This is a genomic window from Streptomyces sp. OR43 (assembly GCF_008042275.1).
In the GTDB taxonomy this organism is placed as follows: domain Bacteria; phylum Actinomycetota; class Actinomycetes; order Streptomycetales; family Streptomycetaceae; genus Streptomyces.
Window position 1 is genome coordinate 2,278,752 of the sequence record NZ_RDBK01000043.1, and the last position, 12,488, is coordinate 2,291,239.

At 70.0% G+C, this 12,488-nt stretch carries 14 protein-coding genes and 2 pseudogenes; 12 read left to right on the top strand and 4 right to left on the bottom strand.

Annotation, left to right across the window (positions count from 1 at the left end; genetic code table 11):
• Positions 1 to 116: 116 nt before the first annotated feature.
• Complete coding sequence (locus tag EAO72_RS29140; RefSeq protein ID WP_148020134.1) at positions 117 to 512, bottom strand: PLD nuclease N-terminal domain-containing protein; 396 nt, start codon at positions 510 to 512, stop codon at positions 117 to 119.
• Between the two features lie 527 nt (positions 513 to 1,039).
• Here EAO72_RS29140 and EAO72_RS29145 point away from each other — a divergent pair.
• The 4 genes from EAO72_RS29145 to EAO72_RS29160 all read left to right on the top strand — a co-directional run bounded on the left by EAO72_RS29145 (position 1,040) and on the right by EAO72_RS29160 (position 5,005).
• Entirely contained in the window at positions 1,040 to 1,756 is a 717-nt protein-coding gene (locus EAO72_RS29145) for a lytic polysaccharide monooxygenase (RefSeq protein ID WP_148020135.1), read from the top strand.
• A gap of 129 nt (positions 1,757 to 1,885) precedes the next feature.
• Positions 1,886 to 3,343, top strand: a complete 1,458-nt coding sequence (locus tag EAO72_RS29150) for a menaquinone biosynthesis decarboxylase (RefSeq protein ID WP_148020136.1) — start codon at positions 1,886 to 1,888, stop codon at positions 3,341 to 3,343.
• Positions 3,340 to 4,257 carry a menaquinone biosynthesis prenyltransferase MqnP gene (mqnP, locus tag EAO72_RS29155; RefSeq protein ID WP_148020137.1) on the top strand — a complete coding sequence of 306 codons (918 nt, stop codon included), beginning with the start codon at positions 3,340 to 3,342 and terminating at the stop codon, positions 4,255 to 4,257. The genes EAO72_RS29150 and mqnP overlap by 4 nt, the downstream gene beginning before the upstream one ends.
• Positions 4,258 to 4,339: 82 nt before the next feature.
• Positions 4,340 to 5,005 (top strand): UbiX family flavin prenyltransferase, encoded by a 666-nt coding sequence (locus EAO72_RS29160; protein ID WP_148020138.1) that lies wholly within the window; start codon positions 4,340 to 4,342, stop codon positions 5,003 to 5,005.
• A gap of 11 nt (positions 5,006 to 5,016) precedes the next feature.
• Here EAO72_RS29160 and EAO72_RS43390 read toward each other — a convergent pair whose 3' ends face one another.
• Positions 5,017 to 5,151 carry a hypothetical protein gene (locus EAO72_RS43390; RefSeq protein ID WP_261991664.1) on the bottom strand — a complete coding sequence of 45 codons (135 nt, stop codon included), beginning with the start codon at positions 5,149 to 5,151 and terminating at the stop codon, positions 5,017 to 5,019.
• 132 nt (positions 5,152 to 5,283) lie between these two features.
• On the opposite strand from EAO72_RS43390, the gene EAO72_RS29165 reads away from it, so the two are divergent.
• The 6 genes from EAO72_RS29165 (at position 5,284) to EAO72_RS29190 (ending at position 10,595) form a co-directional block, all read left to right on the top strand.
• Entirely contained in the window at positions 5,284 to 5,739 is a 456-nt protein-coding gene (locus tag EAO72_RS29165) for an Lrp/AsnC family transcriptional regulator (protein ID WP_148020139.1), read from the top strand.
• A 49-nt stretch (positions 5,740 to 5,788) separates the two neighbouring features.
• Positions 5,789 to 6,952 (top strand): aminofutalosine synthase MqnE, encoded by a 1,164-nt coding sequence (gene mqnE / locus EAO72_RS29170; protein ID WP_148022104.1) that lies wholly within the window; start codon positions 5,789 to 5,791, stop codon positions 6,950 to 6,952.
• A 122-nt stretch (positions 6,953 to 7,074) separates the two neighbouring features.
• Positions 7,075 to 7,599: a GNAT family N-acetyltransferase gene (locus tag EAO72_RS29175; protein WP_187285263.1), complete on the top strand. Its 525-nt coding sequence runs from the start codon at positions 7,075 to 7,077 to the stop codon at positions 7,597 to 7,599.
• Between the two features lie 145 nt (positions 7,600 to 7,744).
• Positions 7,745 to 7,999: a DUF4229 domain-containing protein gene (locus tag EAO72_RS29180; RefSeq protein ID WP_148022106.1), complete on the top strand. Its 255-nt coding sequence runs from the start codon at positions 7,745 to 7,747 to the stop codon at positions 7,997 to 7,999.
• A gap of 410 nt (positions 8,000 to 8,409) precedes the next feature.
• Complete coding sequence (locus EAO72_RS29185; protein WP_148020140.1) at positions 8,410 to 9,750, top strand: dicarboxylate/amino acid:cation symporter; 1,341 nt, start codon at positions 8,410 to 8,412, stop codon at positions 9,748 to 9,750.
• Positions 9,751 to 9,956: 206 nt separating this feature from the next.
• A complete protein-coding gene (locus tag EAO72_RS29190; protein ID WP_148022107.1) occupies positions 9,957 to 10,595 on the top strand; it encodes a TetR/AcrR family transcriptional regulator in 639 nt (212 codons plus the stop codon).
• On the opposite strand, the gene EAO72_RS29195 is transcribed toward EAO72_RS29190, so the two are convergent.
• Complete coding sequence (locus EAO72_RS29195) at positions 10,540 to 11,379, bottom strand: MaoC family dehydratase (protein ID WP_187285265.1); 840 nt, start codon at positions 11,377 to 11,379, stop codon at positions 10,540 to 10,542. The genes EAO72_RS29190 and EAO72_RS29195 overlap by 56 nt on opposite strands.
• Here EAO72_RS29195 and EAO72_RS29200 point away from each other — a divergent pair.
• A pseudogene (locus EAO72_RS29200) lies at positions 11,350 to 11,652 on the top strand (dehypoxanthine futalosine cyclase); the annotation flags it as partial. The gene EAO72_RS29195 and the pseudogene EAO72_RS29200 overlap by 30 nt on opposite strands.
• An 11-nt stretch (positions 11,653 to 11,663) precedes the next feature.
• A complete protein-coding gene (locus EAO72_RS29205) occupies positions 11,664 to 12,308 on the top strand; it encodes an imidazolonepropionase-like domain-containing protein (protein ID WP_148020141.1) in 645 nt (214 codons plus the stop codon).
• 23 nt (positions 12,309 to 12,331) lie between these two features.
• On the opposite strand, the pseudogene EAO72_RS44330 reads toward EAO72_RS29205, so the two are convergent.
• Positions 12,332 to 12,488: pseudogene (locus EAO72_RS44330) on the bottom strand (DUF3152 domain-containing protein); the annotation flags it as partial.

Genomic DNA, 12,488 nt, shown 5'->3' on the forward strand with positions numbered 1-12,488 from the left:
CCAGCACCGCAGCCCACCCGATCTGTCACTCCGTCAACACGAGGATATCGGCCGGGTGTTGGAGGGGGGTGAAGATTTTCGAACGATCGCGACCGGGTGCTGCGGCGGGCCCGGGATCAGGAAGCGGGCGGGGTCGACTCCGGACCGCTCTCCCGCCGCTTGAGCTCGTCCTCGCGGCGGCGCAGGTCCGCCTCCCAGTCCTTGAGGACGGCCTCGTCCTTCTCGTTCTCGTCCTTGAGCGACTTCAGGAAGTCGGGGTTGTCGTCGGGCGCCACCCACCGCTGACGGTGGTTGCGGTGCCATTCGGACGGCGTACGGCCTCCGTCGGGCACCTGGCGCAGCTTGCCCGCGGCCAGCCACACGATCGGGCCGACGATCCAGAACAGCAGGATGATGAAGACCCAGGCGACCTTCGGGAGGTGCTTGGCCTCGTCCTCCGGGGTGTTCAGGCAGTCGATGAACGCGTAGATCGTCAGCGCCAGAGGCAGGAGATAGATCAGGGCCCGGAGCATGGTGGAGAGGTCCCCCCGAGGAGAGTTGGCGGGGCGATGCCCCGCCCCGGTGACGCGCCCAGAGTAGCGGGTGCCCGTTACGTCCTCGGGGGGAGCGGGCCGGGGTGCGGGGCCCGGCCGGGCGTGACCGGGCGGCTGCCGTCCGAGGCGTCGCCCATTCCTCGCTCTTCTCCCCGAAAGGCCGCATAGCCCTCGCGCGGGGCCCGGCTTCTCGTCCCGACACCAACCCCCTTCCCAGTAGGGGGTGTTGGGGGAGGACGCCGCGTGCGATGTCGGGGCGATCGACGGCTGTGCGTTCTCTTGACGGGCGCCCCGCCCCGAGTATGGTCTAGACCTAAAGGTGAGCCCCGGTCGACAGTGCGTGACCGGTGGCGCGCGAAGGGTCTGCGGGGCGGCGCCCCCCTCGCCACCGGCCGCACCCGTGTGTTCACCGTGCGCGGTACGCCTCACGCCACGGGACCACGCCGGTGCGGGCGCGTCCTGATGCTGCCGTTGCCGTCGGCAGCCCCTTCAGCGAAGGAGTTGGCATGAACGCCAAGCGAAGACTGGCTCTCGTGATCGGTGCGGGGATCGCCCCCCTCATCGCGGTGGCCCTGCCCGCCACCACAGCGAGTGCGCACGGATACGTCTCCTCACCCCCGAGCCGCCAGGCCCAGTGCGCCGCGGGCACCGTCCCCTGCGGTCAGATCAAGTACGAACCGCAGAGCGTCGAGGGCCCGAAGGGCCTGCGGAGCTGCAGCGGCGGAAATTCCCAGTTCGCCGAGCTCGACGACGACAGCAAGGGCTGGAAGGTCACCCCGGTCGCCGGTTCGGCCGACTTCTCCTGGGCGCTGACCGCCCGGCATGCCACGAGCACCTGGCAGTACTACGTCGGCGGCACCAAGGTGGCCGAGTTCAACGACGGCGGTGCCCAGCCCGGCGCCACAGTGACCCACCACGTGAACTTCGGGTCCCTCTCGGGCAAGCAGAAGGTCCTCGCGGTCTGGAACGTCGCCGACACGTCGAACGCCTTCTACGCCTGCATCGACGTGAACATCGGTGGCGGCGGCACCGACCCGGGCGACCCCGGCGATCCGGACCCGGGCGACTGCGCGGCATCGGGCTGGGAGGCCGGCCGGATCTACAACGGCGGCGACACCGCCTCCCTCGACGGCCACACCTGGCGCGCCAAGTGGTGGACCCAGGGCGAGCAGCCCGGCACCACCGGGGACTGGGGTGTCTGGGAAGACCTCGGCACCTGCTGACATCCACCCCGGAACCATCGGCGGCCGCATCGCGGCCACGGGACGCCCACTCCCGTGGCCGCGATGCGGCACGGCCGACGCGGGGGAGCCCCGGCAGCCTGCGGCAGGCGGGATGTCAGACTGGACGGCATGGCTTACGACGATCTTCGTTCCCTCCTCCGGGCCCTGGAGCGCGAGGGCGAGCTCAAGCGCATCAAGGCCGAGGTCGACCCCTACCTGGAGGTCGGTGAGATCGTCGACCGGGTGAACAAGGCCGGCGGACCCGCGCTGCTCTTCGAGAACGTCAAGGGCTCCTCGATGCCCCTGGCCATGAACGTCTTCGGCACCGACAAGCGCCTCCTCAAGGCCCTCGGGCTCAAGTCCTACGCCGACATCAGCGACAAGATCGGCGGACTGCTCAAGCCCGAACTGCCGCACGGCTTCGTCGGCGTACGGGAGGCCTTCGGCAAGCTCGGCACGATGGTGCACGTACCGCCGAAGAAGGTGAAGTCCGAGAACGCCCCCGTCCAGGAGGTCGTCCTCACCGGCGACGACGTGGACCTGGACCAGCTGCCCGCGCTGTTCACCTGGCCCAAGGACGGCGGCTCCTTCTTCAACCTGGGGCTCACCCACACCAAGCACCCCGAGACCGGCGTCCGGAACCTCGGGCTCTACCGCCTCCAGCGCCACGACCGCCGCACCATCGGCATGCACTGGCAGATCCACAAGGACAGCCGCAACCACTACCAGGTCGCCGCCAAGCGCGGCGAGCGGCTGCCCGTCGCCATCGCCTTCGGCGCGCCGCCCGCGGTCACGTACGCCTCCACCGCCCCGCTGCCCGGCGACATCGACGAGTACCTCTTCGCCGGGTTCATCCAGGGCAAGCGCATCGAGATGGTCGACTGCAAGACCGTCCCGCTCCAGGTCCCGGCCAACGCCGAGGTCGTCATCGAGGGCTGGCTGGAGCCCGGCCAGATGCTTCCCGAGGGGCCGTTCGGCGACCACACCGGCTTCTACACGCCGCAGGAACCGTTCCCCGCACTGACCATCGACTGCGTGACGATGCGGAAGCGGCCGCTGCTCCAGTCCATCGTCGTCGGCCGTCCGCCGACCGAGGACGGTCCGCTGGGGCGGGCCACCGAGCGGTTCTTCCTGCCGCTGCTCAAGATCATCGTGCCGGACATCGTGGACTACCACCTGCCCGAGTCCGGTGGCTTCCACAACTGTGCGATCGTCTCGATCGACAAGAAGTACCCCAAGCACGCGCAGAAGGTGATGAGCGCGATCTGGGGTGCGCACATGATGTCGCTGACGAAGCTGATCGTCGTCGTGGACTCCGACTGTGATGTCCACGATCTGCACGAGGTGTCCTGGCGGGCCCTCGGCAACACCGACTACGCACGTGACCTCACCGTCGCCGAGGGCCCGGTCGACCACCTCGACCACGCCTCGTACCAGCAGTTCTGGGGCGGCAAGGCGGGCATCGACGCGACGAAGAAGTGGCCCGAGGAGGGCTACACCCGGGACGGGGGCTGGCCGGACATGGTCGAGTCCGACCCGGACACGGCGGCGAAGGTCGACCGCCGCTGGAAGGAATACGGACTGTGAGCGCCGCCGAAGCGACCCTGGGCTCCGGCCCCGCGCAACCGAACAGCAAGGTCAAGGCGTTCCTGCGGCTGGTGATGATCGAGCACTCGGTCTTCGCGCTGCCCTTCGCCTACATCGCCGCCCTGACCGCGATGTTCCTGGACGACGGGTCCGTCCAGTGGACGACGCTGCTGCTGGTCACCGTCGCGATGGTCGGACTGCGCACGTTCGCGATGGCCGCGAACCGGATCATCGACCGCGAGATCGACGCCCGCAACCCGCGCACCGCCGGCCGTGAGCTGGTGACCGGCGCGGTGTCGGTGAAGTCGGCGTGGACGGGCGCGCTCGTCGCCGTCGTCGTCTTCCTCGGCGCGGCGGCGCTGCTGAACCCGCTCTGCCTGGCCCTGGCGCCCGTCGCGGTGATCCCGATGGTCGTCTACCCGTACGGCAAGCGGTTCACGAACTACCCGCACGCCATCCTCGGTATCGCCCAGGCCATGGGCCCGGTCGGGGCCTGGCTGGCGGTGACGGGCAGCTGGTCGTGGGACGCGGTCATCCTGGGGCTCGCCGTCGGTGTGTGGATCGGCGGCTTCGACCTGATCTTCGCCTGCCAGGACGTTCAGGCCGACCGCGCCCACGGCGTGCTGTCCGTCCCGGCGCGCTTCGGTGTCCCGGCGGCGCTGTGGGGCGCGCGGGTCTGCCATGTGGTGACGACGGGCCTGCTGGTCTGGTTCGGCCTGGCCACGGAGGCCGGGCTCTTCTACTGGGTGGGCATGGTGATCGTCGCTGTGGCCTTCGTGTACGAGCACCGGGTGGTGCGGCCCCACGATCTGTCGCGGCTGAACCGGGCGTTCTTCCAGGTCAACGGGTTCATCGGGATCGCGCTCTTCGCGTGCGCGCTGCTGGACCTGCTGGTGCGCGGCCTGACGGTGTAGGGCCCGCCGGACGTCCCAACTCCTGACGCGCCACCGGATCACGGCGCCGGATAGGCTCAGGGGTGTGGATTCCGGGACTTCAGTGACTCAACCGCAGCGAAAGCCTTGGATTGTCGGGGTTTCGGGCGCTTCGGGCACCCCATTCGCCGCGTCCGTGCTGCGCGGCCTGCTGGCCGCGGGGGAGAGCGTCGATCTGGTGGTGAGCCGGGCCTCGCGGCTGACGCTGCTGGACGAGACCGGGATCGCGTTCCGCGACGCGCACTGGCGGGAGGACCTGGCCGGCTGGCTGGCGCGGGGGGCGGACGGGAAGCCGCACACCTTCGACGTGGACGTGTCCGGCGTACGGCACTGGGCTGCCGGCGATCTGGCCGCGGGGCCGTCCTCGGGGTCGTACCCGGCCAAGGGGATGCTGATCGTGCCCGCGTCGACGGCCTGCGTGGCCGGGGTGGCGCTCGGGCTCTCGAAGGACCTGCTGCAACGGGCCGCGAGCGTGACGCTCAAGGAGCGGCGGAAGCTGGTCGTCGCGGTGCGCGAGACCCCGCTGAACGGTCAGACGCTGCGGCACATGGTGGCCCTGGACGAGGCGGGCGCGGTCGTGCTGCCCGCCTCTCCGGCGTTCTACGCGGGGGCGACGCACATCCAGGACCTGGTGGATTTCGTCGCGGGACGGGTGCTGGACGCGGCAGGGGTGCCGCACCGGTTGTACCGCCGCTGGGAGGGAGAGCTCGGTGGCGGCTCTCGCGGCTGACCCGGGTCGGGTCAGCGCTTCTTGGAGGCGCGCAGCTTGCGCGTCAGGCCGGCCCGGTGGGCCGTGGCGGGCTGGTGGGCACGCGAGCGGTTGGCCAGGTCCTGCAGCTCGCGCATCCGGGCGTAGGCCATCTCGATCGTGTACACGGTGTATCCACTCCTGAAGATTCGAAAGCATTTTTTGGAAGTTCGGAAAGATTTGCAGGCCGTGAAGCCCGCATGCCTTAGATTCTACACGTAGACTCGCGAAACTGCTGAACAATGGAAGGTTTCAGTCACATGGACGCGGTGGACAGGCAGCTCATCCAGGCCCTCAGGGAGAACGGCAGGGCCTCGTACGCCGAGCTGGGGCGGCTCGTCGGGCTCTCCGGGCCCAGCGTCACCGACCGCATCAACCGGCTGGAAACCGCCGGTGTCATCACCGGCTACCGCGCCACCGTCGACGCGGCCTCGCTCGGCCTCGGGGTCACGGCCCTGATCGGCATCTCGCTCTCGGACGCCGCCGACCACGAGGACGTGGCCCACCGGCTGAAGGACCTCGCCGAGATCGAGGACGCCTGGTTCATCGCCGGCGACGACTCCTACATGCTCAAGGTCCGGGTCGGCGACGTGGACGGCCTGGAGAAGACCATCCGCCGGCTCAGCGGTACCAAGGGCGTATCCCGGACGCGTACGACGATCGTGCTCTCCACCAAGTGGGAGAACCGGGTCGGAGACCTCCCGGAAGAGGGCTAGGCGTACGGTGATCTGAGTCTGTTACGAAGAGGAAATGGGAGGCGCCCTAGTGGACGCGGGACTCAAGCGCGAGCTGGAGCAGAAGGTCCGGGACGGCGAACGACTGTCCCGCGAGGACGGGATCGCGCTCTACGAGTCCGACGACCTGGCCTGGCTGGGCGGGCTGGCCCATGAGGTGCGTACGCGGAAGAACGGCGACGTCGTCCACTTCAACGTCAACCGCCACCTCAACATGACCAACGTGTGCACCGCCTCGTGCGCGTACTGCTCCTTCCAGCGCAAGCCGGGGGAGAAGGACGCGTACACGATGCGCATCGAGGAGGCCGTCCGCCTCGCGAAGGCGATGGAGGGCGAGAGCCTCACCGAGCTGCACATCGTCAACGGGCTGCACCCCACCCTCCCGTGGCGCTACTACCCGCGTTCGCTGAGCGCGCTGAAGGAAGCGCTGCCGCAGGTCTCCCTCAAGGCGTTCACCGCCACCGAGATCCACCACTTCGAGACCATCTCCGGGCTCTCCGCCTCCGAGATCCTCGACGAGCTCATCGAGGCCGGTCTGGAGTCGCTGACCGGTGGCGGCGCGGAGATCTTCGACTGGGAGGTCCGCCAGCACATCGTCGACCACGCCACCCACTGGGAGGACTGGTCGCGCATCCACCGGCTCGCGCACGAGAAGGGGCTCAAGACCCCGGCGACGATGCTGTACGGGCACATCGAGGAGCCCCGTCACCGCGTCGACCACGTGCTGCGGCTGCGTGAGCTCCAGGACGAGACCGGCGGCTTCCAGGTCTTCATCCCGCTGCGCTACCAGCACGACTTCGTGGACATGAAGGACGGCAAGGTCCGCAACAAGCTCCAGGCGCGGACGACGATGGCGACCGGCGCCGAGGCGCTGAAGACCTTCGCGGTCTCCCGCCTGCTGTTCGACAACGTCCCGCACGTCAAGGTCTTCTGGGTGATGCACGGCGTGCAGACCGCCCAGCTGGCCCTCCAGCACGGTGCGGACGACATGGACGGCTCGGTCGTCGAGTACAAGATCACGCACGACGCGGACAACTACGGCACGCCGAACAAGCTGGGCCGTGAGGATCTGCTGGACCTGATCCGCGACGCCGGCTTCCGGCCCGTGGAGCGCAACACCCGGTACGAGATCATCCGCGAGTACCCGGGCCCGGACGCCGGGCGGCGCGAGTCGCCGCAGCCGATGCGGGTCTGACCCGGCGCGCGCCCTGTCGCGCGCAGTGCTGAACGAAAGCTCCGGCCGCCGTCCCCGGCCGGAGCTTTCTCGCGTTCCGGACGGTGGTTGAGCAGAGGGCAAGTAATGGTTAATCTGCTCCTATGGCGCTTACATTTGAGCTGGACCCGAAGTTCGACCGGTCGGTCCGGGACGGCATAGCCGAGCTCTGGGCCGATGTGTCCAACGCGGGCGGCGCGGTGGGTTTCGTGCCGCCCGTGACGGCCGAGGACGTGCGACCGGAGCTGGTCAAGCACCTCGTGTCCATGGCCGAGGGGCGCACCCGGATCCTCGTCGGCTACGACGAGGAGGGCGCCATCGCCGCCACGGCCTTCCTCACCCACAACACGCACCGCCTGATGGCGCACTGGCTCTGGATCTACACCGTCATGGTCCACCCCCGCCACCAGGGCCGCGGCTACGGCCGCGACCTGATGGCCGCGGCCGCCGACGCCGCCCGCTCCATCGACGGCATCGAGGCGATCCGCCTCACCTGCCGCGGCGGCACGGGCGCCGACCGCTTCTACGGCGCCTGCGGATACAAGGAGGTCGGGCGGGTGCCGGGGGCGATCCGGGTGGCCGACGGCGACGACCGCGACGACGTCATCATGCTGCTGCCGCTCGGCTGAGCCCGCCCCCGGCGGGCAGTTGGCGCAGCCCTCCGAACTGATCGATTGTGGGGCATGCTTCACTGGTCGGGCAGGACTGTCGTACGTAGAGAGAAGGCCAGCTGTGTCCGCTGCCAAGCCGAGCGCAACCGTCCGGTACACCGCGATGCGTCTGAGCATCTTCGTCGGCTGCCTCGTCGTCGCCGCCATCGCCGTCAACTTCGGGCTCATCCCCTCCGGCGCCGGGGGATCCAACATCGTCTGGGTCGTCCTGCTCGCGCTGGTGCTCTCCGCACCGCTCAGCTACGTACTCCTGCGCAAGCAGCGCGACGAGATGTCCGAGCAGATCGTGTCCTCGGTCGACCGCGCCAAGGCGCGTCTTGAGGCCAACCGCACCCGCGAGGACAGCGTCACCCAGTAAGGAGGGCGTGAGGGCGAAGTAAGGACTTTGTAAGCTTCCTCACACCCCTCGCCTTTCTCCTCGAAACCCCAGCACCGGAGCGCGCGCTCCTGTACTGGGGTTTTCGCGTTCCCGGGAGGCGGGAGAGGGCCCGCGGCCCACCCCTCGGGACCAAAGAAGACCTTTGAGGTTCTCAAAGTTCAAGTGTTAACGTGTTCGACATGAAGACAGCTGTGCGCCTGCGACCTGCCACGAGCATCCCGCTCGTGGAGCGCCTGCATGTCGATCTCTGCCGCTGTATGTCCGCGGTCTGTTGCCGCAACGTCTGATACCGGCATCACAGCGGCGCCGCCCCTGACGCGGGCGCCGCACCCCGTCCCCTCCGCACACCGTCCCCGTGCGTCCCGATGCGTCACATCTGGAGTGTGTCCGTGTCCGCGAACCCCGCGTCCACCACCGCTGAGCCCTCCGGCTCCGGCTTCCGCATACCCAAGGTCCCCTTCTGGGCCCAGATCGTCGCCGGCCTCGTGCTCGGCGTCCTGCTCGGCTGGCTCGCCCGCAGCCAGGACATCGACTGGCTCTACACCACCCTGGACAAGGTCGGCCACATCTTCGTCCAGCTGCTGAAGCTGGCCGTCGCGCCCCTCGTCTTCTTCGCGATCCTGGTGTCGATCACCAACCTGCGCAAGGTCAACAACGCCGCCAGGCTGGCCACCCGCACCCTGCTCTGGTTCATGATCACCTCGCTCATCGCGGTCGCCATCGGCCTCGCGATCGGCCTGATCACCAACCCGGGCTCCGGCACCGGCCTCACGCCCAAGGACGGCAAGCTCCCCGAGCACTCCGGCTCCTGGCTCGACTTCCTGACCGGCATCATCCCGGACAACGTGATCACGCCGTTCACCGAGCTGAACGTCCTCCAGATCGTCTTCATGGCCGCCGTCGCCGGTATCGCCGCCCTCCAGCTCGGCGAGAAGGCCCAGCCGATCCTCACCCTCAGCGAATCGGTCCTGGAGCTCCTCCAGAAGGCCCTGTGGTGGGTCATCCGCCTCGCGCCCCTCGGCACCGTCGGCCTCATCGGCTACGCCATCGCCGACTACGGCTGGGACCTGATCGGCAAGTACGCGACCTTCACCGCCGACGTCTACATCGGCTGCGCCCTGGTGATGTTCGGCGTCTACCCGCTGCTGCTCGCCACCGTCGCCAAGGTCAGCCCGCTCCAGTTCTTCAAGGGCGCCTGGCCCGCGATCCAGCTGGCCTTCGTCTCCCGCTCCTCGGTCGGCACGATGCCGGTCACCCAGAAGGTCACCGAGCGCCTCGGCGTCCCGAAGGAGTACGCCTCCTTCGCCGTTCCGTTCGGCGCGACGACCAAGATGGACGGCTGCGCCGCGATCTACCCGGCGCTCGCCGCGATCTTCATCGCGCAGATCTTCGACGTGCAGCTGGGTGTCGGTGACTACATCCTCATCGCGTTCGTCTCGGTGATCGGCTCGGCGGCCACCGCCGGTCTGACCGGCGCCACGGTCATGCTGACCCTCACCCTGTCGACGCTGGGCCTCCCGCTGGAGGGCGTCGGCCTGCTGATGGCCATCGACCCGATCCTGGACATGATGCGGACCGCCACGAACGTGGCCGGCCAGGCACTCGTCCCGGTGATCGTCTCGGCCCGCGAGAAGATCCTCGACCACGACGCGTACAACTCGGCCTCTTCCTCCCCGGTCGACGACGAGGTGCGCGACACCGAGCCGGAGCGCGTGCCGGTCGCCGCGTAACCGCACACGCGTGATCCACAGGAGCGCCTCCGGTCCCCACGGGCCGGGGGCGCTTCCGTGTGTCGTGGGGGCGGTGACTTCCGGCCGTCCCGGCCGGGAGGCGTCTGCTCCGTACGACGGTGGGGCGCCCCGCGCCGTACGCTTACCGCGGAGTAGCGCATCGGGGGCGGGAGGAAGTCGACGTGGGTGCTGTGAAGAGCAAACGGATGCCGCGCGCGGTGCGTGAGCAGCAGATGATGGACGCCGCGGTGCGGATCTTCGGGCAGCGCGGATTCCGTGCGGCCTCGATGGACGAGATCGCCGAGCTGGCGGGCGTGTCCAAGCCGTTGGTCTACCTCTACCTGAATTCCAAGGACGAACTCTTCTCCGCGTGCATCGCGCGTGAGTCGAAAGCGCTGGTCGCGGCCGTGCAGGCGGGTGTGCAGCCGGGGCTGCCGGCGGACCGGCAGCTGTGGGAGGGGCTGCGGGCGTTCTTCACGCACACCGCGGAGAACCCGGACGGCTGGGCGGTGCTCTACCGGCAGGCGCGGACGCACGGGGAGCCGTTCGCCGGTGAGGTGAACGTGATGCGTGAGGAGATCGTTGCGTTCGTGACGGGTCTGATCGGCGCCGCGGCGCGCGAGGCGCACCATGATCCGGCGCTTCCCGACCGCGATGTGACGGGGCTGGCGCAGGCGTTGGTGGGCGCCGCGGAGGCGCTCGCCGGGTGGGCGAACGAGACTCCGGGTGTCTCGGCCAAGGAGGCGGCGGCCACCTTGATGAACTTCTCCTGGGCCGGTCTGGAGAACCTTATGAACGGCCGCCCGTGGCAGCCTCCGGGGCCGTCGGCGTCGTCGTCCCGGTGAGGTGAACGCGTCCGCCGTCGCCGCGCAGCTGGAAGGCGGCGCCGTCCGAGGCGTAGGTGACGGTGCCGGGCAACAGGACGGGGGCCCTGAAGTCGGCCCGTACCGAGTGGACGGAGTGGGCCGGGTCGGGCTGCGGGGCTTCGGCGAGGCAGCGGGCGACGGTCCACATACCGTGGGCGATGGCGCGGGGGAAATCGAACAGCCGGGCGGTCAGCGGGTACAGGTGGATCGGGTTGCGGTCGCCGGAGGCGGCCCCGTAGCGCCGTCCGAGGTCGGCGGGCAGCCGCCACTCGGCGACGGCGGGGAGTGCCGGTTCGGGTGCGGCGGGGAGTGCTGGTTCGGGAGCGGCGGCGGGCGACGGTCCGGGAGCGGCGGAAGGTGACGGTCCGGGTGTGGCCGGGGCCGTGGGCGTCCGGGGCGTGTGGCGGGACAGGTATCCGCTGCGGGACTCCCACACCAGCTCGTCGGCGAGCCTCGCCTCCGTGACCACGGTGACCTCGGTGCCGCGCCGGTGTGGCGTCAACGCCTCCGCGTACACGGTGAGTTCGAGGCGGTCGATGACCTTCTGGGTGACCGGCATCGTGCCGACCGAGGAGCGGGAGACGAAGGCCAGCTGGATCGCGGGCCAGGCGCCCTTGAAGAACTGGAGCGGGCTGACCTTGGCGACGGTGGCGAGCAGCAGCGGGTAGACGCCGAACATCACCAGGGCGCAGCCGATGTAGACGTCGGCGGTGAAGGTCGCGTACTTGCCGATCAGGTCGAGGTCGGCCAGCTGTCGCTGCACTACGGCGCGGACGACCTCGGCTCGATCATGCTGGAGGAGAACGTCGTCTCCTCCGCCGGTGCCAAGCACCGCTCCAACCGGCTGGAGATCATCGACCTGATCCGCAAGGCGGACCGCGTCCCGGCCCAGCGCGCCACCACGTACGAGCACCTCGTCGTCCACGACGACCCGGCGAACGACCCGGTCGACGAGCGCGTCGTCTCGCACATCTCGTCCACCGCGATCGAGGGCGGCACGGCGCACCCGGAACTCAAGCTCCTCAACGCCAACTAGGGTCTGTCCCCTTGCTGACGATTCACGCCGCCGCCCTGCTCCTGCCGGGCGGCGGCCGTGCACCCGTGCCCGGCGGGGCGGTCGCCGTGCGGGACGCGGTGATCGCGGACTTCGGACCGTACGGGGAACTGGCCGCAGCCCACCCCGCCGCCCGGGTCCGGCGCTGGCCCGGCGTCCTGGCCCCGGGCCTCCTGCAACGGGACGCGGTCCGGCTGCTGGAGGAGTCGTACTTCCCCGATCCGCGTGAGGCGGACACCCTGGGCACGGAGCCGCTGACCGGCGAGGCACTCGACGCGCTCGGGCCGGACGACACCTGGCGGGCCGGCAGCGTGCGGCGCGGGCTGCACCGGATGCTCCGCCACGGCACGACCGCGGCGACGGCCGCTCCCACCGCACCGCCCGCCCTGATCACGGCCATGCGCCGCTCCGGGCTGCTGGTCACCCCCGCTCCGGAGCGTCCGGGCGCCGCGCCCCGGCTCGATCCGCTCGCCGGGGCCGCGACCGTGGCCGACGCGATGGCGGCGCCGCTCGCCGCCGGGGCACGGGCGGACCTCGCCGCCTTCGACGTACCGGACGAGGAAGCGCTCCTCGCGGCGGGCGCGGCGAGCTGTGTGGCGACGGTGGCGGCGGGACGACTGGTGTTCCGGGGCCGGTAGGCACCGGGCCCTGCCCGACGGTGTCACGGCACCGAAGGGCCGCCGAGGTACTTCCCGTCGGCCGCGTACGGCCAGGCGTTGGCGACGCATCCCTTGAGGCCGTCGATCTGCTGCATCATCGCGGGCGCGGGGCGGCCCTTGCCGGGGCAGGTCTCGTGGCCGTGGCCGAGCCAGTGGCCG

Bases quoted from the DNA above. Each gene is read 5' to 3' on its own strand.
- EAO72_RS29175 (WP_187285263.1), top strand. From the start codon at position 7,075: ATGGCGCTTACATTTGAGCTGGACCCGAAGTTCGACCGGTCGGTCCGG.
- EAO72_RS29140 (WP_148020134.1), bottom strand. From the start codon at position 512: ATGCTCCGGGCCCTGATCTATCTCCTGCCTCTGGCGCTGACGATCTAC.
- EAO72_RS29165 (WP_148020139.1), top strand. From the start codon at position 5,284: ATGGACGCGGTGGACAGGCAGCTCATCCAGGCCCTCAGGGAGAACGGC.
- EAO72_RS29150 (WP_148020136.1), top strand. From the start codon at position 1,886: ATGGCTTACGACGATCTTCGTTCCCTCCTCCGGGCCCTGGAGCGCGAG.
- EAO72_RS29180 (WP_148022106.1), top strand. From the start codon at position 7,745: ATGCGTCTGAGCATCTTCGTCGGCTGCCTCGTCGTCGCCGCCATCGCC.
- EAO72_RS29145 (WP_148020135.1), top strand. From the start codon at position 1,040: ATGAACGCCAAGCGAAGACTGGCTCTCGTGATCGGTGCGGGGATCGCC.
- EAO72_RS29190 (WP_148022107.1), top strand. From the start codon at position 9,957: ATGCCGCGCGCGGTGCGTGAGCAGCAGATGATGGACGCCGCGGTGCGG.